Here is a 20,246-nt window from a genome sequence, read left to right on the forward strand (position 1 = left end):
GCGTGCTCCTGGCTCACGGTGGAAGGTGAGCCAGGAGCACGCACGGTGAGCCAGGACGGCGGGTCGCCGCCCACCCCCGCGCTCCTGGCACGCTGTCCGGCGTGACGCAGACCGACCAGCCCGCCACCGCGTTCGACACCGCCACCGCGCTCACCCGCACCGAGGGGGGCGGCCTGACCGCCGAGCTCGACCCCGGCTGGGACGTCGGCGGCGGGATCCTCAACGGCGGCTACCTGCTCTCGGTCGCCGCCCGCGCCGCGGTGCTCGAGTCGCCGCACCCGCACCCGGTGGCGCTCTCGGCCAGCTACCTGCGCGCCCCCGCGGCCGGCCGGGCGTCGCTGACCGTCGTCCCCGGCCCGGCCGGCCGCACCGTGGCGCACAGCCAGGTGGTGCTCGCCGACGACGCCGGCCCGGCGATCACCGTGCAGGCGACGACGGCGACCCTGGGCGACGAGCCGCCGCAGGTGGTGATGCCCCGGCCGGTGGTCGCCCCGGTCGAGGAGTGCCTGTCCATCGCCGAGCACGCGCACCTGGCACCGCCGGAGATCCAGGTGCCGGGGCTGGTGCGGCGGATCGACGTCCGGCTGGACCCGGCGTGCGCCGGCTGGGCGCTGGGGCAGCCGGGGGAGGAGCCCGTGCTGCGGGCGTGGCTGCGGTTCACCGACGACCGGGAACCCGACCCGCTGTCGCTGGTCGCCTTCGCCGACGCGCTGCCGCCCACGAGCTGGGCGCTGGGCCGATTCGGCTGGGCGCCGACGGTGCAGCTGCAGGTGCTCGTGCGTGCGCTGCCGGCGCCGGGCTGGTGCCTGGTGGAGGCCCGCGCCGGGGAGGTCGCCGATGGCTGGCTGGACGAGGACTACCGGATCTGGGACTCCACCGGCCGGCTGGTCGCGCAGAGCCGCCAGCTCGCCCGCGCCCCCCGGTAGCCGGCGGGGTCCTCCTACTGGCGGAGGACGGTCGCCGGGTCGGCGCGGTCGGCGGCGCGCTGGGCGTACAGCGCCGCCAGCCCGGCCACCACGACGACGACCCCCGCGCTGAGCCCCAGCGCCGGCCACGGCACGTCCAGCAGCGGCGTCGGTGGGCGGAGGAGGTCGACGTCCAGCCGGCGGTACACCAGGGCGACGGCACCGGCGGCCAGCAGCCCGCCGAGCAGCACGCCGACCGCCGCCACCCCGATCAGCTCCACCAGCAGCGAGCGCAGGTGCGCCCTCCGGGTCAGCCCCAGCCGCCGGGCCATCACGTACCCGGCGACCCGGGTGCGTGACCGGGCCTCCAGGTACAGCAGCAGCCCGCCGACGGCGATGACCCCCACGAAGACGGCCAGCGCCGACAGGTAGCCGAAGGTCCAGGTGATGCCGAGGAAGTTGGCGGTGTCCAGCACGGCCGCCGGGGTGATCTCCCGCCCCGGCAGGCCGCCTGCGTCGACCAGGGCGTCGACGGCGGGGGCGAGCCGCCCGTTGGTCCAGATCTCCGACTGCCGCGCGGAGCCGGCGCTGCGCTCGATGGTCGGCACCCGGTCGGCGGCGACCAGGACCACCGGGTCGACGGTGCGCCGGCCGGGGAGCACCCGGGCCTGCGCGACCACCTCGGCGGCCAGTGGCGCGGTGCCCAGCCGCAGCTGCGGATCGCCCAGCGGCACCCCCTGGGCCACGACCGGCACCCGGCCGTCGACCTCCGGGCCCTGCAGCGCGGCCATCAGCTCGGGAAGTGGGTCGTCGGCGAAGGAGTCGTCCCAGAACGCCGTCCCGGCGAAGGTCTCGGGGTCGACGGCGAGCACCTGGACGTCGGTGCGGGCACCCTCGGCACCGACGACGTCGCCGTCGTACCGGACGACGAACGTGCCGATCCGCTCGACCCCGGGGACGGCGTCGAGCCGGGACACCGACGTGAGCGCGCGCCCGGCTCCGACCTGCACCCCGACCTTCGCGTCCAGGGTGGCCTGCGAGCTGGCGGTCAGCGTCGCGGTGTAGCCCAGCACCGCGACCGGCAGGGTCACCGCGGCCAGCAGCGTGCCGGTGGCCAGCCGGGCGGCGGTGAGCCGGTTGACCGCGAGGAACACCGCGGGGGAGCGGCGGCCGGCCCAGCGGCGCAGCCGGGGCAGCAGTGCGGTGACCAGCCGGGCCAGCAGCGCCGCGGCACCGGCGATCGCCAGCAGCGGGAAGGCGACCAGCAACCCGTTCACCTGGGCGACGCCGGCATCGGTGACCACGGCGTCCCGGCCCTCCAGCAGCAGCCAGCACCACGCGGCGGCGACCAGCAGCGCCAGCTCCCACGGCACCGTCGCCGGCCAGCGGGGTGCCGCGCCCAGCGGGCGCTCGGCGGTGCCCCGCGCACGGAGCCCGGCGACGGCGGCCGCCGCGCCCAGGCCGACGACGAAGGCCGCCGCCCCGGCCGCGAGGGCGGCGGTGGTGGCCGAGGGGTCCAGGTCGTCGGCGGGGCCGATGCCGGCGATCAGCAGCCGGGACGCCGCCCAGCCCAGCGCCGCCCCGGCCAGTGCCGGCAGGCCGAGCTCGAGCGCTGCCTTGCCGGCCAGCGGCACCGGGCCGACGCCGCGGGCGGCCAGCAGCCGCACCTCGGTGGTCCGACGGTCGGCCCAGAAGCTGCCCGCCGCGGCGACCAGGACCAGCGCCAGCAGCCCCCCGGCCACCGCCACCGGCACCACCGGGCCGCGCAGACCGCGCTCGACCAGCTCCGCCCGTTCCACCGCGTCGACCAGCCGTGGGTTGACCCAGGTGAGGCCCATCTCGGCGGCAGCGGCGGCGGGGACGCCGAGCAGCTCCCAGGTGTCGGCCTGGGCGCGGTCCTGCGCCGCCAGCAGCGCCCGGGCGTCGGAGATCGACAGCTCGCCGGCCTCGACCGGCACCTGGGCCAGCTGCTGGACGCCGGTGAACCCGGCCGCCACCTCGTGGAAGGTCGCCGGGTCGGTGGCCAGCGCGAAGGCCGGTGGGGGGACGTTGGAGCTGGTGTCGTTGGCGTAGAGCAGCCGGTAGTCGCACCAGTAGGGGCCCGGGTCGACCGCGAAAAGATCCGTGTAGAGCCCGGTCACTGTCACGGGGGTGCCGGCGACGGCGATCCGGTCGCCCAGCGCGATGCCCGCGCCGTCGGCGTACCCCGCCGGCAGCCACAGCCCGGCGCCCGGCTGCTCCGCCACCACCTCGACGTGCTGCAGCGCGTCCGGTCGGTGGAAGAGGCTGACCGGGATCGCGACGTCCCGGCCCGCGGCGTCGGTGACCGAGGCGGCGCCGGGGCCTCGGTCCGGCCCGACCATCTCCGCGGTCGCCAGCACCGGGCGGCTGGTCCGGCCCTGCGCGGCCCAGGCGGCCGCGAGTGCGTCGTCGACCGCGGTGGACGCCGTTCCGCCGGTGGGGACGCCGTTCTGGTCGAACTGCCTGGTCGCGACCCCGGCCTGGACCCAGCCGGCCTCGGCGCACCGCTGCGCCAGCTGCTCCTGCAGGGCGGCGGAGCGGGCGGAGGAGAGGAACAGCGGGGCGGAGGCGACCGCGCAGGCCAGGATCGCGGTGGTCACCAGCACGGCGACCACGGCGGCGGGGGAGCGCAGGCCCAGCAGCGGCGCCCGGGTCCACGGCGCCAGCCGCCACAGCGGCGGCCGGCTCACGAGTGGCCCTCCTCGGTGACGGGGCCCTGGGTGATCCTGCCGTCGCGCATCGACAGCACCCGGTCCGCGCGGGACCAGGCGATCTCGTCGTGCGTGGCGACCAGCACCGCGGCGCCGGCGTCGGCGGCGCCCCGGACGGCGTCCAGCAGCCGGTCGGCGTGGCCGCGGTCCTGGTGCGCGGTGGGTTCGTCGGCCAGCAGCACCGCCGGGCGCAGCAGCAGCGCACGGGCGACGGCGGCCCGCTGCTGCTCACCCAGGGAGGCCTGGTGCGGGTAGCGGTCGGCCAGGTGGTCCAGCCCGAAGCCGGCCAGCAGGTCGGCGGCCCGCGGCTGCTCGTCGGCGAGCGTGCCGCGCAGCCGGGCCGGCAGCAGCACGTTGTCGGCCAGGCTGAGGTCGGCGACCAGGCCGAGGGCCTGAGGCACCAGCGCCAGCTCCGGCCAGCCCAGCGCGTCCGGACGGCGGCCGGACAGCTCCCCGGCGTAGGCCAGCTGCCCGGCGTCCGCGGTCTCCCAGCCGCACAGCAGCGCCAGCAGCGTCGACTTGCCCGACCCCGAGGGCCCGACCAGGGCGACGAACTCCCCGGCGGCCACCGCCAGGTCGACCCCGGCGAGCGCCGCGACCGTCTCCGTGCCCCGCCGGTAGCGCTTGACCAGCCCGGTGCCGGTGAACCCGCCGGCGCGCACCTCGGCGCCGCTCACCGTGCGACCAGCCGGCCGTGGTCGAGCCGGATGAACCCGTCGGCGATCGCCATCACCCGCGGATCGTGCGAGGAGACGACGAACCCCACCCCGTCGGCGGCCAGCTCGGTCATCGCGGCGAGCACCCGCTCGGCCGCGGCGGTGTCCAGCTCGGCGGTGGGCTCGTCGGCGACCACCAGCGCCGGGCCCCCGACCACCCCGCACGCGACCGCCAGCCGTTGCTGCTCACCGCCGGAGAGCTGCTCCGGGCGGTGGCCGGCCCGTCCGGCCAGCCCGAGCCGGTCCAGCAGCGCCCGCGCCTCGTCGTCGGTCACCCGCGCGCCGCGCAGCTGGGCGGCCAGCCGCACCTGGGCGAGGGCGTCGAGGTAGGGCAGCAGGTTGTCTGCGGGCCGCTGGAAGAGGTACGCGACCTGGCGTTGCCGGAGCCGTCGCCGGGCACGGGGGCGGAGCCGGTCGACCCGCTGCCCGGCGACGAGCACCTCGCCGTCGTCCGGGGAGTCGATGCAGGCCAGCAGCCGCAGCAGCGAGGACTTGCCCGACCCGGAGGGCCCGACCACCACCGTCATCCGGGCAGGGGGTACCGCCAGGGTGACGCCGTCCAGCGCGGTGACCGACTCGGTCGCCGTCCGGTAGGTCTTGACCACTCCCCGGCAGGTCGCCGCCGCGTCCGAGTCGCTCATCAGGGCGGGAGCCTAGGGCGTGCCCGGCCCGTTCCCCGGCAGCTCGACCGGCCCGGTGAGGTAACGCTGGACGGTGGGCCCGATCGCGGCGACCAGCTCCTCGGCCGGTGCGGAGGCCAGCGGTTCGAGCCGCAGCACGTAGCGGGTCATCACCACACCGACCAGCTGCGAGGCGGCCAGCGCGCCCCGGGTCTCCGCCTCGGCGGGCGGCAGGTCCAGCGTGCCGAGCACCCGGCGGAGCACCTGGGCGGTGAGGAACTCGCGCAGCAGCCGGGCGGTCCACTCGTTGCTCACCGCGGAGCGGACCAGGGCCAGCCCACCGGCGCGGGCCGGGCCGTCCCACACCCGCAGCAGCATCCGGACGACGTTGGCCCCGAGCTCGGCCGTGCCGCCCGCCAGCACCTCGGGCAGCAGCTCGGCCGGGTCGGCCGGCGCCTCGACGGCGGCGAGGAACAGCTTGTCCTTGCTGCCGAAGTAGTGGTGCACCAGCGCCGGGTCGACGCCGGCGGCGGTGGCGATCAGCCGGATCGAGGTGCCGTCGAACCCCCGCTCGGCGAAGGCGTCGCGGGCAGCGGCGAGCACCGCCTCCCGGGTGCCGGGGTTGCCGGGCCGGCGCCCGGAGGGGCGCCGGCGTGCCGGCCGGGGCGCGGGGTCGCTCAGCTGGTCCTCCTCCGCAGGGTGGTCGCCGCCAGCGCCAGGGCCAGCAGCGCGGCGCCGGCCACGACGGCGACGTCGGTCCACATCGTGCCCGTCGGGGTGGGGGAGCTGCCGACCTCCCGCAGCGCGTCGACGGCGTAGGTGAGGGGCAGGGCGTCGCTGACCGCCTGCAGCCAGCCGGTCAGCTCCTCGCGCGGCACGAGCAGGCCGCACAGGAAGAACTGCGGCAGCACCACCACCGGCATGAACTGCACCGCCTGGAACTCGCTGCGGGCGAAGGCGCTGGCCAGCAGCCCCAGCGCCACGCCGAGCACCGCGTCGACGACGGCGATGAGCACGACCAGGGCGGCCGGGCCGGCGACGTCCAGGTCGTACAGGGTGGTCGCGACGGTCACCGTGACGACCGCCTGCGCCGCCGCGGCAAGCCCGAACGCGGCCCCGTAGCCGAGCAGCAGGTCGCCGCGGGAGAGCGGGGTGGTGAGCAGCCGCTCGAGCGTGCCCGTGGTCCGCTCCCGCAGCATGGCGATGCTGGTGACCAGGAACATCACCACGAACGGCAGCACGCCGAGCATGGTCAGCCCCACCCGGTCGAAGGTGTCCGGCTGCCCGGGGACGGCGGGCACGTCGGCGTAGACCAGGTACAGCAGGCCCAGCAGCGCGCTGGGCAGCACCAGCAGCATCCCCACGGTGCGGTGGTCGTGACGCAGCTGCCGCAGCACCCGGACGGCGGTGGCCCCGGCCAGCGGCGGGTGCAGCGGGGCGGTCACGCCGGCACCTGCTCGGTCTGCCGGATCAGGGTGAGGAACGCCTGCTCCAGGTCGTCGGTGCCGGCGTCGGCGCGCAGCTGGGCGGGGGTGGAGTCGCTGAGCAGCCGGCCGTCGCGCAGCAGCAGCAACCGGTCGCAGCGGCCCGCCTCGTCCATCACGTGGCTGGAGACCAGCAGCGTCGTCCCGCCGTCGGCGAGGGTGGCGAACAGCTCCCACAGCTCGACCCGGAGCACCGGGTCCAGCCCGACGGTGGGCTCGTCGAGCACCAGCAGGGCCGGGCGGGCCACCAGGGCGCACGCCAGCGAGACGCGGCCGCGCTGCCCGCCGGAGAGGTCACCGACCAGCTGCCCGGCGGCACCGCGCAGGCCGACGTCGGCCAGCGCGGCGTCGGCGTCGGCTGAGCTCCGGCCGGCGAGGGCCGCGAAGTGGCGGACGTTCTCCCGCACGGTCAGGTCCGGGTAGACGCTCGGGGCCTGGGTGACGTAACCGATCCGGCTGCGCAGCGCCCGGGAACCGGCGGGGTCACCGAGCACGGTGACTCGCCCGGAGGTGATCCGCTGCACGCCGACGACGGCGCGCATCAGCGTGGTCTTCCCGCCGCCGCTGGGCCCCAGCAGGCCGGTGACCTGCCCGGGTGGGGCGGCGAAGCCCAGGCCGTGCAGCACCCGGCGTCCACCCCGGTGCACGACGAGATCGGTCACGGTCACGGCGGCGTCCATCCCGGCCTCCCGGAGTTCGACGACGGGAACTCAACGGCTGATGAACTCAACGCTAGGTGAGTTGCTGTCCGGTAGTCAAGCCCCGAAGAGGGAGACCCCCGTGCGGCCGGCCTTGGCCCGGTACATCGCGATGTCGGCCTGCCGGAACAGCGTCTCGGTGTCGGCGGCGCCCGGCCCGGAGACGGCGACCCCGAGGCTCGCGTCCACGTCCAGCTCGTGTCCCTCCACCGGGAACGGCAGCTGCAGCGCCGCCCGCAGCCGGGTGGCGGCCGAGACCGCCTCCGCGGGGGTCGCCCCGGGCATCAGGACGGCGAACTCGTCGCCGCCGAGCCGGCCCACCAGGTCGCCGTCGCGCACCAGCGGCCGCAGCCGGGGCCCCACCTGGGCCAGCAGCTGGTCGCCATGCCCGTGGCCGAGGGTGTCGTTGACCTCCTTGAACCCGTCGAGGTCCAGGAAGACCACCGCCAGCCGGCCGCGGCCGCGGGGGTCGTTCAGCAGCGCGTCGGCCCGGTCGAGCACCGCCGCCCGGTTCGGCAGGCCGGTGAGGTCGTCGTGGGTGGCCTGGAACGACAGCCGACGCTGCAGCTCCAGGCGCTCGGTGACGTCACGGGCGGTCAGCAGCACACCATCGATCACCGGGTCGTCCCGGCGGTCGGAGGAGCTGACCTCCAGGTGCCGCCAGCCACCGTTCCGGTGCCGGGCCTGCACCACGAACACCTGCGACCGGTCCTGGTCGCGGATGACCAGGTGCCCCTCGGGGGTGAACAGGTCGCCGTCCTCGGCGTGCAGCAGCTGCCGCACGTTGCGGCCGACGACGTCCTCCCGCGCCCAGCCGAGCACGTCGGTGACCGAGTCGGAGACGAACGCGACCTCCCCGGCCGGGTCGAGCAGGGCCATCACGTCACTGGTCGCGTGCACCACCGACCGGAAGCGGCGCTCGCGCTCCAGGGCGGTCAGCAGGGCGTTGAACGCCGTGACCGTCGTCCCCAGGTCGTCGGCCGACTCGACCGGCAGGCTCAGTCTCGTGGTGTCACCGCCGCCGGCCACCGGGTCACCGACGGTCCGGGCCACGGCGGTCAGCCGGTCGGCGAGCACCCGCAGCCGGCGGCCGAGCACCGCCCGCACCAGCAGCCAGTTGGCGCCGCCGAGCACCAGCCCGGCAGCCAGGCAGGCAGTGCGGAACGAGGGGGCGCCGGCGTACCGGGCCGGCACGCCCAGGAGCTCGGCGAACAGCGGGAACACCGCGCCGACGGCGAGGCCGAGCAGTGCCATGCCCACGGCGAGCCGCGGGAAGACGCCCCACCGGGCGGGGCTTCCCCCGGCTGCGGGTGGGGTGCGGCTCGACACCGGGGGAGCATCGGCCCGACCGGCGCGCTGCCGCAGGCCCGCCGGGCCGACCTCCCCCGGGAGAGTGGGCCTCGCGGGCGCTCGGTCAGCGGGGCGCGGCCAGCGCCCGGCCCAGCTCGGTGCCGGAGCGGAAGGCGCTCTCCACCTTCGGCGGTGCGGACCAGCCGTCGCCGCACACCCCGAGCCCCTCGGCGAGCAGGAACGGCTCCTCCCGCGGCGACCCCGGCCGGGCCATCGCCCAGCGGTGGGTGTGCACCCAGTCCGGGTCGCCGGCGACACCGAGCACCTGCCGGACGGCGGCGACCACCGCGGGGATCACGCCCGCCGGGTCGTCGAGGTGCCGGGCGGCGAGCTCCGCCGTCGTGTGCGCCACCAGCACCGCGGCCCCGTCGCCCCGCCGGGCGCCGTCGTCGGCGACCCACTCCAGGTCCGGGTGGTCGTGCACGAAGACCCCGTGCAGGTCCGCCGGCCAGCGCCGGTCGGGCCAGCCGAGGGCGACGGCGACCGCCGGGCGCCAGCCGTCGGCGTCCAGCCGGGCACGCACCGGGTCGCCGTCGGGCAGCAGCCGGGCCGCCTGCGGGTCGGGCACCGCCAGCACCACCGCGGCCACCGGGTCGCCGTCCACCGTGGGAGCGTCGCCGCCGGACACCGCCGTCACCGCGCGCTCGGGGACCACGTCCAGCCCCTCGGCCAGGTCGACGACGAGGCTGCGCAGGCCGCCGGGGGTGCCGTAGCGCACCGGCCCGGTCGTGGTCCGCTCGATCCCGTCCGGGCCGGCGACGGCGAAGGTGTCGGTCCACGGATGGGCCAGCCCGCGGCGCACCCAGTCGTCGACGACGGGGCGGAGCGGGGAGTCGTCGCCCGCGGTGAGGTAGGAGGCGCCCAGGTCGACGGGTCGCCCGTGCAGGGTGCGGCCGCCCATCCGCCCGCCCGGCCGGCGCCCCCGGTCGAGCACCTGCACCGGCCGGCCGGCCGCTGCGAGGGCCCGGGCGCAGGCGATGCCGGAGATGCCCGCGCCGACGACCACGGTGCTCAGGGAGTCCACGAGGCGATCCTGCGGTGCGCGCCGCCGTCCCGCCCCCCGTGGCCGCTCCGGGATCAGCTCAGCTCACCGTGCCTGCTCCTGGCTCACCTCCCAGCGTGAGCCAGGAGCACGCACGATCAGGTCACCTGATCCCGGGCGGACGGCGACGGGGATGATCGGCGCCGTGCCCGCCGAACCCGTGCTGATCACCGACCCGGCCGACGAGCGGGTCGCCGACTTCCGCGACCTCGTCTCCGGCGACCGCCGACCCGGCACGGAGCGGGGCACCGGGCCGGTCATCGTGGAGGGCGTCCCGGCCGTGGAGCGGCTGCTCGCCTCGCCGTACCGGGTGCGCGCGGTCTTCGGGGTGCCCGGCCGGGTCGCCGCGCTGGGCCTCCCGGACGACGTCGCGGCGTACGAGGCGGACAAGTGGGTGCTCTCCGACGTCATCGGCTTCCGGCTGACCCGCGGCGTGCTGGCCGCCGCTGACCGCCGCCCACCGACGCCGCTGGCCGAGCTGCTCACCGGCCCCGACCCGGCCGCGCCCCGGCGGCTGGCGGTCCTCGAGGCGCTCAACGACCACGAGAACCTCGGCTCGATCGCCCGCTCGGCGGTGGCGCTGGGCGTCGACGGGCTGCTGCTCGACCCGCGCTGCGCCGACCCCCTGTACCGACGCGCGGTGCGGGTCTCGATGGGGCACGTGCTGTCGCTGCCGTTCGCGGTGCTGCCGGACTGGCCGGCCGGCCTCGAGCAGCTGCACGCGGCCGGCTACCGGACCGTCGCCCTCACGCCCGCGCCGGATGCGGTGGACCTGGCCGAGGTCGACCCGGTCGCGCACCCGCGCACCGCGGTGCTGCTCGGCGCGGAGGGGCCCGGCCTCACCGCGGAGGCCCAGGCGGCGGCGCAGGTGCGGGCCCGCATCCCGATGCGCACCGGGGTGGACTCCCTCGGGGTGGCCGCAGCGGCGGCGATCGCCTTCGCCGCGCTCCGCTGATCGGCCGGCCGCGGCCCTGGTGCCCGGAGTTGCGCAGCACTACCGTTCCGCCATGACGTTCTGGGTGGTCGCCACGGTGGTGCTGGTCGTGCTGCTGGGCGGTGCATGGTGGATGGACCGGCGCACCCGGGCGCGGGGCGCCCAGGTGCGCGGCGACATCGGCGCCGGCGTGAGCCGCAGCGCGGTGCGGGGGAACGTCGATGCCTACCGCGGCGCCGACGCGCAGGGCCACCGCAGCGGGGGGTTCTGACCGCCGGGGACGGCGGCCTCCCGGCCGCCGTCCCGGATCGGGCTCAGCCGCGCAGCGACAGCCGCGCGAGCTCCGCGCGGGCCTGCTCGGCGAACTGCGGGTTGCACATCACGTCGTAGCGGTTGGCGACCGTCTGGCTGGTGCTGGTGAAGTCGCGCCGGCCGCCGGTGGCCGCGTAGCCCACCGCGGCGAACACCGCGCCGAACACCAGACCGATCAGCAGGCCGGTGAGCACCGAGCCGATCCAGCTGCTGCCGTCGGGCGCGAAGATGCCCAGCAGCAGGCCGACGAACAGACCGAACCAGGCGCCGCTGGCCGCACCGGCGCCGATCGCCCGGCCCCAGGTGAGCCGGCCGGTGACCTTCTCGACCAGCCGCAGGTCGCTGCCGATGATCGTCACGTTCTCCACGGGGAACTTCTGGTCGGAGAGGTGGTCCACCGCGCGCTGGGCCTGCTGGTAGTCGTCGTAGGACGCCACCTGCACGCCGCCGAGCGGCATCGAGACCGAAGCTGACACGTCTTCCTCCGTTCGGGGTCGGTCCGGTGGCGGCGGCGACCGGAGGGATCCGGCCACCCGTGCGTCCACCGCGGACGACGACCCGTTCCCTACCCGAACGATCATCGGGGAACCCGCGTTCCGCGCCTGGTGCAGCTGCTACACCAGGCTGTCGGCCCAGGCGCGGTGCAGGCCGGCGAACCGGCCGGTGCCGGCGACCAGCTCGGCCGGGGCGCCGTCCTCGACCACCCGGCCGGCGTCCATCACCAGCACCCGGTCGGCGATCTCCACGGTGGACAGGCGGTGGGCGATGATCAGCGCGGTCCGGTCGGCCAGCAGCGTCTGCAGGGCGCGCTGCACCAGCCGCTCGCTGGGCACGTCGAGGGAGCTGGTGGCCTCGTCGAGCACCAGCACCGCCGGGTCGGCGAGGAAGGCACGGGCGAAGCTGACCAGCTGGCGCTGCCCGGCCGACAGCCGCCCGCCGCGTTTGCGCACGTCGGTGTCGTACCCCTCCGGTAGCGACCGGATGAAGGAGTCGGCGCCGATGGCCCGGGCGGCCTCCTCGATCTCGGCGCGGGTGGCGTCGGGGCGGCCGAACGCGATGTTGTCGGCGATCGAGCCGGAGAAGAGGAAGCTCTCCTGGGTCACCATGACCACCGCGCGGCGCAGGTCGGCGTCGGAGAGCCGGTCCAGCGGCACACCGTCCAGCCGCACCTGCCCGGCCAGCGGGTCGTAGAACCGGGCGGCCAGCCGGGCCAGCGTCGACTTCCCCGCGCCGGTGGCGCCGACCAGGGCCACCGTCTGCCCGGCCGGGATGGTCAGGTCCAGCTCCGGGAGCACGGTGGCCGCGCCGTAGCCGAAGCGGACCCCGTCGAACACCAGCTCGCCGGCGGGGTGCGGCAGCGGGGTGGGGTCGGCCGGCTCGGGCACCGTGGAGCGCTCCTCCAGCACCCCGGAGAGCTTCTCCAGCGCGGCGCTGGCCGACTGGTAGCTGTTGTAGAACATCGCGATGTCCTGCAGTGGGTCGAAGAACCGGCGCAGGAGGAGCAGGAAGGACAGCAGCACGCCGACCCGCAGGTCGCCGTCCATCACCCGCAGCGCACCGAACCCGAGCACGCCCACCGTGACCAGGTTGGCCACGGTGGTGACCGCCGGCACGAAGACCGCGATCAGCCAGAAGGCGTGGTGGTGGGCCCGCCGGTTGGCCTCGTTCAGCTCGGTGTGCAGCTCGTCGTTGCGCGGCTCGCGGCGGAACGCCTGGACCGCGCGGATGCCCCCGAAGGTCTCGGTGAACTGCACGATCAGCGCCGCGACCGTCTCCCGGGTGCGGCGGTAGGCGATGGTCGAGTTGCGCTGGAACCAGCGGCCGATGAGGAGCAGCGCCGGGAAGCCGAGCAGCGCGACCGACCCGAGGGGCAGGTCGAGCACCAGCAGGACGACGCCGATGCCCAGGATGCTGAACAGCGCGGTGAGCAGCCCGTCCAGGCCCTCGTCGAGCAGCTCCGCCAGCGCCTCCACGTCGCTGGTCAGCCGGCTGATCGTCTTACCCGAGGTGTAGCGCTCGTGGAACGACAGCGGCAGCTGCTGGACGTGGGTGAACACCCGACGGCGCAGGGCGAGCAGCACCGCCTGGCCGACCCGGCCGGAGCCGGTGAGGAACAGGTAGCGCAGCCCGGCGTCGGCGCAGGCCGCGCCGACCATCGCGGCCGTCGTCCAGACCAGCGGCCAGGGATCCCCGCCCTGCAGCGCCGGCACCGCGACGTCGATGCCGATGCCGATGAGCAGCGGACCGGCCAGCCAGGCCAGGTTCTGCGCCACGATCACCGCCAGCAGCGCCCACAGCGCCCGGCGGTGCGGCCGCAGCAGCTCACCCAGCAGCCGGCGGGAGCGACCGCGCAGGAAGGTGCTGGCCGTGGTGCTCAGCTCGCCGGCGTCCTCCGCGGCGACCCCGCGCCAGTCGGCGTGCGCGTCGGCCGGCGCGCCACCGGGGGAGGTCGCGGCGGCCGCGCCGGTGCCGGGGGTGGTCACCGGGCACCTCCCTCGCCGGCCCCGGCCAGCTCCGGCGCCGAGGAGAGCAGCTCGCGGTAGGCCGGCGCCGTCGCCAGCAGCTCGCTGTGCGGCCCCACCGCGGTGATCCGCCCGTCCTCGAGCAGCGCCACCCGGTCGGCCAGCAGCACGGTGGAGGCCCGGTGGGCGACCACCAGCGCCGTCGTCTCGGCGAGCACCTCGCGCAGCGCCCGCTCGACCAGCGCCTCGGTGTGCACGTCGAGCGCGGACAGCGGGTCGTCGAGCACCAGCACCGACGGCCGGCCGAGCACCGCGCGGGCCAGCGCCAGCCGCTGTCGCTGCCCGCCGGACAGCGACAGGCCCTGCTCGCCGATCCGGGTGTCCAGCCCCCACGGCAGGTCGTGCACGAACCCGGCCTGCGCGACCCGCAGCGCCTCCTCGACCTCGGCGTCCCCGGCGCCGGGCCGGCCGAGCGTGACGTTCTCCCGCACGCTCATCGAGAAGAGCGTGGCCTCCTCGAACGCGGTCGCCACCACGCTGCGCAGCTGGTCCAGCGGCAGGTCACGGACGTCGTGGCCGTCGAGGGTCACCCGCCCGCCGGTGACGTCGTGGAGCCGGGCGACGAGCGCGGTCGCCGTCGTCTTGCCCGACCCGGTGGCGCCCACCAGCGCGACCGTCTCCCCGGGGGCGACGTCGAGGTCGACGTCGCGCAGCACGGGGTCGTCGCTGCCGGGGAAGCGGAAGGAGACGTGCTCGAAGCGCAGCCGGGCCGGCGTGCCCACCGGCTGCGGGCGCACCCCGGGGCGGTCGGTGACCGTGAGCGGTGCGTCGAGCAGCTCGCCGATGCGGTCGCAGGCGCTGGCCGTCTCCTGGGCCTGGGCCAGCAGGAAGCCGAGGGAGAGGATCGGCCACAGCAGCACCGTGAACAGGGCGACGAAGCCGATCAGCGCGCCGGCGGTCATCGCACCGCTGCTCACCGCCAGGGCGCCGCCGACCAGGATCAGCGCGAGCGTCACCTGGGGGTGGAACTCGAACAGGCACCAGATCAGGGCGAGCGTGCGCACCTTGCCCAGCTGCAGGTCGCGCAGCCGGACCGCCTTGCGGTCGTAGCGCCCGAAGACCAGCCCGCTGCGCCCCAGCGACCGGACCACCCGGATGCCCTGCACCGCCTCCTCGACGTCGGTGGCCAGCTCGCCCTGCTCGTCCTGCACCAGGCGCGACTGGGTGTTGTAGCGCTTCTCCCAGCGCATCCCGAGCACGACCAGCGGCGCGCTGGTGGCCAGCACGGCCAGGCCCAGCGGCCAGTGGATGGCCACCAGGACGCCGCCGACGACGACGCAGGTGATCAGGTTGACCAGCAGGAAGACCGCGCCGAACCCGACGAACCGCCGGATGGTGGCGACGTCGGAGGTGGCGCGGGAGAGCAGCTGGCCGGAGGACCAGCCCTCGTGGAAGGCGACCGGGAGCCGCTGCAGCCGCCGGTACAGCGTGTCGCGCAGGTCGCGCTCGATCTGCAGGCTGCTGACGTTCATCGCCCAGCGGCGGAGGAAGAACAGCGCGGCCTCGGCCAGCCCGAACAGCAGCGCCAGCGCCAGCAGCGGCACCAGCGCCCCGCGGTCGCCGTCGGCGATGGGGCCCTCGACGATGCCGCGGACGACCAGCGGGACCACCAGCTGGGTGAGGCTGGCCAGCAGCGCCGCCACGAAGGTCAGCGCGATCAGGCGGCGGTAGGGGCGCGCGAAGGGCCACAACCGGGCCAGCGCGGTGAGCCGCCCCCGGTCGGGTTCGGGAGGGGCGGCGGTCTCGGTCATGGCCAGCGCAGGCTATCCCCGGAGACGGACGGTTCCGACTGGTTTACGGCCTCCCTGCAGGACCCCACCGCGAGCGTGCGAGGGGTGCGGAGGACGGGATCCTCCGACTTCTTCAGCGGCGCCGGCGGACCCCGAAGACGATGTCCTCCCAGGCGGGGATCCGGGCCCGGGGGTCGTCCTCGTCCTCGAACTCGAACTCGTGGTCGCCGCCCGGCTCGGCGAGGCGGCCGAGGACCACGGTGTCCTGGGTGTCGGGGTCGACCTGGGCGGCGCTGGGCGCGGGGTCCGCGGCAGCCGGCCCGGCCTGGGCCGGCGCCGCATCGGGGTCGGCCTCGTCGATGCCGGCCTCGTCGACGCCGGCCTCGTCGACGTCGGCCGGGCCCTCGTCGGGAGCCGGCTCCTCGGCTCCGCCGGGACGCACCACGGAGATGCCGCGGCGGCCGGCCGGCGCGGCCGGCGACCCGGCGGGGACGTCCGGGACCACCCGGACCAGCCGGGTGCCCTCGGCGAAGTCCGTGGTGGCGGCGTCGACCGGCGTCACCGACTTGGCGGGGATCTCGTAGCGCCAGCGGGTGCTGCCGGACTTCTCGCCCGCGTCCCAGTCGGCGCGCACCTGCCAGGCGCCGTCCTCGGTGCGGTGGGCGTCCCAGCGGATCGCGTCGACGTCGGTGCCCAGCAGCCGCAGCCGCTCGGACATGAACTCCTCGAGCGGGATGCCGGGCGTGCCGTCGGACAGCCGGACGCGCGCCTCCCGGGCCTGCTCGGCGACCCGCGCCCGCTCCTGGAGCACCGGGTACGCGAACCGCATGATCCGCTCGACCCGCGTGCCGGAGGCGTGCGCGACCTCCTCCGGGGACTCCCCGGCCCGGATGCGGGCCTGGATGACCCGCGGCGGGAGCTGGTCTCCGGAGGTCTGCCCGGGGGGCCGGGAGCGCTCGGCCAGCGCTTCCCGCAGGCGGTCGTCGACGGGCAGCTGGAACTGCTCGCCGTCCTCGGACGGGGCCGACCCGTCGGCGGCGGGCACCGCGTCGGCGGCGAGCACCAGGTGCTTGCCGTCGTCGGAGAGAGCCACGAGGCGCAGGGCGCGCATGAGGGGCGACCTCCAGCAGGATCCGGTGCGAGCCCGGGGGAGCGGACCGGGGCAACGCTATCGGCCGCCCGGGCGACGCGCGCCACGGACACGCCCGGTCCGGCGCGTCGGCTCGACAACGGAGCCGGCCGTACCCCCGACCCTGGGCGACGGTGCGGTCGCAGGCTGCGCACGGCTCGACCAGAATGGGAGCTTCGGCGTTCGCCGAGCCCCGCCCGGGTCATGTGCTGGAAACACCCGCGGGGGATGGTGGTCAGACGGACGGCGCGGCGCGGCGCCTCCGCGACGAGCGGAAGGGGAGCACGTGTGCGGCATCTCCGGTGAGGTCCGGTTCGACGGCGGCGTGGCCGACATGGCGGCGGTGGCCGCGATGTGCGACCAGCTGCAGCGGCGGGGGCCGGACGGCTCCGGCGGCTGGCAGGCCGGCCCGGTCGCCCTGGGCCACCGGCGGCTGAAGATCATCGACCTGACCGACGCCGGGTCGCAGCCGATGGTGGACGCCGAGCTCGGGCTGACCTTGGTCTTCAACGGGATCATCTACAACTACAAGGAGCTGCGCGCCGAGCTGCAGGCTGCCGGCTACCGGTTCTTCTCCACCTCCGACACCGAGGTGGTGCTCAAGGCCTACCACCGCTGGGGCCGCAACTGCGTCGAGCGCTTCCTCGGCATGTTCGCCTTCGTCGTCGTCGAGCGGGACACCGGGCGCGTGGTCATGGGCCGCGACCGCTTCGGCATCAAGCCGCTCTACCTCAGCCGCGGGCCGGGCCGGCTGCGGTTCGCCTCCTCGCTGCCCGCGCTGGTCCGCGCCGGTGGGGTCGACACCACCATCGACCCGGTGGCGCTGCACCACTACATGTCCTTCCACGCCGTCGTCCCCGCGCCGCGCACGATCCTGGCCGGGGTCGGGAAGCTGCCGCCGGCGACCGTGCGCACCTACGAGCCCGACGGCACCGAGACCGACTGGGAGTACTGGCGCCCGGTGCACCAGCGGCGTCCGGAGCTCGCCGGTCTGCACCCGGCCGAGTGGCAGGAGCGGGTGCTCGAGTCGCTGCGGGTCGCCGTCCGCCGGCGGATGGTCGCCGACGTCCCGGTCGGGGTGCTGCTGTCCGGCGGCATCGACTCCAGCCTGGTCGTCGGACTGCTCGCCGAGGAGGGGCAGAAGGGGCTGGCCACCTTCTCCATCGGCTTCGAGGCGGTGGGCGAGCGCTCGGGTGACGAGTTCGTCTACTCCGACGTCGTCGCGAAGACCTTCGAGACCGACCACCACCGGCTGATGATCCCCAGCGCCGACGTGCACGCCGGGCTCGACGGGGCGATCGCGGCGATGAGCGAGCCGCAGGTCAGCCACGACGCCGTCGCCTTCTACCTGCTCTCGCAGCAGGTGAGCCAGCACGTGAAGGTCGTGCAGAGCGGCCAGGGCGCCGACGAGGTGATGGCCGGCTACGACTGGTACCCGCCGCTGGCCGGCGTTCCGGCCGACCAGGCCGTCGACGCCTACACCCGGCACTTCGTCGACCAGCCGCACAGCCGGCTGGCCCAGGCGCTCTCCCCGCAGTGGCTGACCGCGGACGACGTCAGCCGGCAGCTGGTCGCCGAGCACTTCGCCCGGCCGGGTGCGGAGACGACCCTGGACAAGGCGCTGCGCCTGGACTCCACGGTCATGCTCGTCGACGACCCGGTGAAGCGCGTGGACAACATGACCATGGCCTGGGGCCTGGAGGCCCGGGTGCCGTTCCTGGACCACGAGTTCGCCGAGCTCGCGGCCGCCGTCCCGCCCGAGCTGAAGCTCGCCCACGGCGGCAAGGGCGTGCTCAAGGACGCCGCCCGGAAGGTGATCCCGGCCGACGTCATCGACCGGCCCAAGGGCTACTTCCCGGTGCCGGCGATCATCGACCTGCACGGTGACTACCTGGAGACGGTGCGCGCGGCGCTGCACGCGCCGGAGGCGCGGGAGCGGGGTCTGTTCCGCCCCGAGCACGTCGACCGGCTGCTGGCCGACCCGAACGCCCACCGCACCACGCTGGGCGCCAACCAGCTGTGGCAGGTGGGGCTGCTTGAGCTCTGGCTGCAGCGGCACGGGATCCGCTGACCGGCGTGTGACGGACCTCGCGGCGTGGTGCGGAAGGGTGCGCCGCCGGCGTCTGCTCCACTCTGCCGGGGCCCGCTGACCGGCACCGGGCCCCCGAACGACGCCGACGAGGAGATGCCATGACCGACGTGCTGCGCCGGACCGGCCTCTCCACCGCCGTGCGGCTGGCGATCGCCGAGATCGCCGGCGCCTCCGGCGCCTGGACCCCCGCGCTCGCGCCGACGGGTGACCGGATCGCCTACGTCAGCGACCGCTCCGGGCTGCCGCGGCTGGAGGTGGCCGCGCTCGACCAGCACACCCCGCCGGCGGTGCTGTCGGGCGCCGGCGAGGAGGTCGTCTCGGTGGCCTGGTCGCCGGACGGCGAGTGGCTGGCCTACCTGGTCAGCCCCGGCGGCTCGATCTGCGCCGAGCTGTGGGCGGTGCGCCCGGACGGCACCGACCGGCACCTGGTCGCCGGTGAGGACCCGCGCGCCACGGTGTTCGCCGGCGGCTGGACGCTGCAGCCGGGCCACTACGTCTGCTCGATCGCCCCGGGCGACGGCCCGGACGCCGACGTGGTGCTGGTCGACGTCGTCAGCGGGGCGCACCGCACGCTGGCCCGCGGCGGCTTCCTCGCGGTCACCGCCGTCGCCGCCGACGAGCGGACCGTGCTGGCCCGGCGCGGTCCGCGCGGGCACCGGCACGTGGTCACCGTCGACGTCGCCACCGGCGTGCAGCGGCGGGTCATCCCGCTGGGGGCGCCGGGCGGCGCGGCCAGCGAGGACGGGCGGTTCGCCCTCGACGGCGCGGCGGTCTTCCTGCGCGCCGCGCTGCCGCCCCGGCCGGGGGTGCCCCGCAGCGACCGGACCGCGCTGCTGCGGGTCCCGCTGCACGGGGACGACCGCGTCCCCGGCGAGGCGGAGGTGCTCGTCTCCCGGCCCGACGCCGACCTGGACGCCTACGCGGTCCGCCTCGACGGGACGGTGATCTGCGTGTGGAACTGCGACGGCGTCACGCAGCTGGAGATCCGCCGGGTCGCCGACGGCGGGCTGGTGCGGTCGGTGCCGCTGCCGCAGCCGGTCATGCCCGGCTGGTCGCTGGCGGCCGACGGGCGCACGCTGCTGGCCGAGCTGACCGGCCCGACGGCGCCCCGCGCGCTGTACCGGGTCGCCCTGGACGGTGACGGGGAGGAGCCGGCGCCGCTGCCCTCCACGCCCCGCCGGCCCGACCCGCGGCTGCTGGTCACCCCGGTGCGCTGCGAGTACCGGTCGTACGACGGCACCGAGCTCGACGGCTGGCTGTACACCCCGCCGGGTGCGCAGGGCCCCAACCGCACCGTGGTCAGCTTCCACGGCGGCCCGGAGGGGCAGGAGCGGCCCGCGTACTCCCCGCTCGCCCAGTCGCTGGTCGCGGCTGGGCTCACCGTCTTCGCGCCGAACGTGCGCGGCTCCGGTGGTCGCGGGCACGCCTTCATGGCCGCCGACGACCTGTACGCCCGGGAGGCGTCCTTCGCCGACGTCCCCGCCACCGTCGACCACCTGGTCGCCAGCGGCATCGCCCTCCCCGGCCACCTCGGCGCCTACGGGTGGTCCTACGGCGGCTTCCTGACCCTGGTGGCGCTGACCCGCTGGCCGGAGCTCTTCGCCACCGGCGTGACGCTGGCCGGGATGAGCGACCTGCGCACCTTCTTCGCCGGTACCGAGCCGTGGATGGCGGCGGCGTCGGTCACCGAGTACGGCGACCCGGTCACCGACCGGGACATGCTCGCCGCGATCTCCCCGATGACGATGCTCGACCGGCTCCGCGCCCCGGTGCTGCTCACCCACGGCGACCGGGACACCAACGTGCCGGTGCTGGAGTCGGTGCAGGCGCACCAGGCGCTGGCGGCGCGTGACGCCCCCGCGGAGCTGCTCCTCTTCCGGGGGGAGGGCCACACGATCGTGGGGCGGGAGAACGTGCTGCACCTGTCGGAGCGGGTCACGGAGTGGTTCGATCGCTGGCTGTGAGCCAGCCGCCGGTCAG

General features: G+C 76.1%; 17 protein-coding genes. 5 read left to right on the plus strand and 12 right to left on the minus strand.

Features of this window, described 5'->3' with window-relative positions:
* Positions 1 to 101: 101 nt before the first annotated feature.
* Positions 102 to 926: an acyl-CoA thioesterase gene (locus ACI79A_RS07095; protein ID WP_457081413.1), complete on the plus strand. Its 825-nt coding sequence runs from the start codon at positions 102 to 104 to the stop codon at positions 924 to 926.
* 14 nt (positions 927 to 940) lie between these two features.
* Here the strand turns inward: ACI79A_RS07095 and ACI79A_RS07100 are convergent, their stop codons facing one another.
* From ACI79A_RS07100 to ACI79A_RS07135, 8 genes are all read right to left on the minus strand, one after another.
* Positions 941 to 3,616 (minus strand): hypothetical protein, encoded by a 2,676-nt coding sequence (locus ACI79A_RS07100; protein WP_457081415.1) that lies wholly within the window; start codon positions 3,614 to 3,616, stop codon positions 941 to 943.
* Positions 3,613 to 4,314, minus strand: a complete 702-nt coding sequence (locus tag ACI79A_RS07105; RefSeq protein ID WP_457081417.1) for an ABC transporter ATP-binding protein — start codon at positions 4,312 to 4,314, stop codon at positions 3,613 to 3,615. The genes ACI79A_RS07100 and ACI79A_RS07105 overlap by 4 nt, the downstream gene beginning before the upstream one ends.
* Entirely contained in the window at positions 4,311 to 4,994 is a 684-nt protein-coding gene (locus ACI79A_RS07110) for an ABC transporter ATP-binding protein (RefSeq protein ID WP_457081420.1), read from the minus strand. The genes ACI79A_RS07105 and ACI79A_RS07110 overlap by 4 nt, the downstream gene beginning before the upstream one ends.
* A 12-nt stretch (positions 4,995 to 5,006) precedes the next feature.
* The gene (locus ACI79A_RS07115) at positions 5,007 to 5,576 is read right to left on the minus strand and encodes a TetR/AcrR family transcriptional regulator (RefSeq protein ID WP_457081422.1); all 570 of its coding nucleotides are present in this window, start codon (positions 5,574 to 5,576) and stop codon (positions 5,007 to 5,009) included.
* A gap of 74 nt (positions 5,577 to 5,650) precedes the next feature.
* A complete protein-coding gene (locus tag ACI79A_RS07120; protein WP_457081424.1) occupies positions 5,651 to 6,418 on the minus strand; it encodes an ABC transporter permease in 768 nt (255 codons plus the stop codon).
* Positions 6,415 to 7,137 (minus strand): ABC transporter ATP-binding protein, encoded by a 723-nt coding sequence (locus tag ACI79A_RS07125; RefSeq protein ID WP_457081426.1) that lies wholly within the window; start codon positions 7,135 to 7,137, stop codon positions 6,415 to 6,417. The genes ACI79A_RS07120 and ACI79A_RS07125 overlap by 4 nt, the downstream gene beginning before the upstream one ends.
* Before the next feature lie 75 nt (positions 7,138 to 7,212).
* Positions 7,213 to 8,484 carry a diguanylate cyclase domain-containing protein gene (locus ACI79A_RS07130; protein WP_457081428.1) on the minus strand — a complete coding sequence of 424 codons (1,272 nt, stop codon included), beginning with the start codon at positions 8,482 to 8,484 and terminating at the stop codon, positions 7,213 to 7,215.
* 85 nt (positions 8,485 to 8,569) lie between these two features.
* A complete protein-coding gene (locus tag ACI79A_RS07135) occupies positions 8,570 to 9,529 on the minus strand; it encodes an NAD(P)/FAD-dependent oxidoreductase (RefSeq protein WP_457081430.1) in 960 nt (319 codons plus the stop codon).
* A 163-nt stretch (positions 9,530 to 9,692) separates the two neighbouring features.
* Between ACI79A_RS07135 and ACI79A_RS07140 the strand changes: the two genes are divergently transcribed.
* Both ACI79A_RS07140 and ACI79A_RS07145 read left to right on the plus strand, forming a co-directional pair.
* Positions 9,693 to 10,502 (plus strand): TrmH family RNA methyltransferase, encoded by an 810-nt coding sequence (locus ACI79A_RS07140; RefSeq protein ID WP_457081432.1) that lies wholly within the window; start codon positions 9,693 to 9,695, stop codon positions 10,500 to 10,502.
* A gap of 52 nt (positions 10,503 to 10,554) precedes the next feature.
* Positions 10,555 to 10,752: a hypothetical protein gene (locus tag ACI79A_RS07145; protein WP_457081434.1), complete on the plus strand. Its 198-nt coding sequence runs from the start codon at positions 10,555 to 10,557 to the stop codon at positions 10,750 to 10,752.
* A gap of 43 nt (positions 10,753 to 10,795) precedes the next feature.
* On the opposite strand, the gene ACI79A_RS07150 is transcribed toward ACI79A_RS07145, so the two are convergent.
* From ACI79A_RS07150 to sepH, 4 genes are all read right to left on the minus strand, one after another.
* Positions 10,796 to 11,269 carry a general stress protein gene (locus ACI79A_RS07150; protein WP_457081436.1) on the minus strand — a complete coding sequence of 158 codons (474 nt, stop codon included), beginning with the start codon at positions 11,267 to 11,269 and terminating at the stop codon, positions 10,796 to 10,798.
* A 138-nt stretch (positions 11,270 to 11,407) separates the two neighbouring features.
* Entirely contained in the window at positions 11,408 to 13,276 is a 1,869-nt protein-coding gene (locus ACI79A_RS07155; protein WP_457081439.1) for an ABC transporter ATP-binding protein, read from the minus strand.
* The gene (locus ACI79A_RS07160) at positions 13,273 to 15,066 is read right to left on the minus strand and encodes an ABC transporter ATP-binding protein (protein WP_457081441.1); all 1,794 of its coding nucleotides are present in this window, start codon (positions 15,064 to 15,066) and stop codon (positions 13,273 to 13,275) included. Before ACI79A_RS07160 ends, ACI79A_RS07155 begins: the two co-directional genes overlap by 4 nt.
* 112 nt (positions 15,067 to 15,178) lie before the next feature.
* Positions 15,179 to 16,156 carry a septation protein SepH gene (sepH, locus tag ACI79A_RS07165; RefSeq protein WP_457081443.1) on the minus strand — a complete coding sequence of 326 codons (978 nt, stop codon included), beginning with the start codon at positions 16,154 to 16,156 and terminating at the stop codon, positions 15,179 to 15,181.
* Positions 16,157 to 16,460: 304 nt separating this feature from the next.
* Here sepH and ACI79A_RS07170 point away from each other — a divergent pair, with 304 nt between their 5' ends.
* Positions 16,461 to 18,245, plus strand: coding sequence for an N-acetylglutaminylglutamine amidotransferase (locus tag ACI79A_RS07170; RefSeq protein WP_457081445.1), 1,785 nt, complete (start codon positions 16,461 to 16,463; stop codon positions 18,243 to 18,245).
* A 119-nt stretch (positions 18,246 to 18,364) separates the two neighbouring features.
* Positions 18,365 to 20,230, plus strand: coding sequence for a S9 family peptidase (locus tag ACI79A_RS07175; protein WP_457081447.1), 1,866 nt, complete (start codon positions 18,365 to 18,367; stop codon positions 20,228 to 20,230).
* Positions 20,231 to 20,246: the final 16 nt, after the last annotated feature.

The organism is Modestobacter sp. SYSU DS0657, from assembly GCF_054050925.1.

Coding starts and splice junctions, on each gene's coding strand:
- ACI79A_RS07110 (WP_457081420.1), bottom strand. CDS start 4,994: ATGAGCGACTCGGACGCGGCGGCGACCTGCCGGGGAGTGGTCAAGACC.
- ACI79A_RS07145 (WP_457081434.1), top strand. CDS start 10,555: ATGACGTTCTGGGTGGTCGCCACGGTGGTGCTGGTCGTGCTGCTGGGC.
- ACI79A_RS07125 (WP_457081426.1), bottom strand. CDS start 7,137: ATGGACGCCGCCGTGACCGTGACCGATCTCGTCGTGCACCGGGGTGGA.
- ACI79A_RS07175 (WP_457081447.1), top strand. CDS start 18,365: ATGACCGACGTGCTGCGCCGGACCGGCCTCTCCACCGCCGTGCGGCTG.
- ACI79A_RS07160 (WP_457081441.1), bottom strand. CDS start 15,066: ATGACCGAGACCGCCGCCCCTCCCGAACCCGACCGGGGGCGGCTCACC.
- sepH (WP_457081443.1), bottom strand. CDS start 16,156: ATGCGCGCCCTGCGCCTCGTGGCTCTCTCCGACGACGGCAAGCACCTG.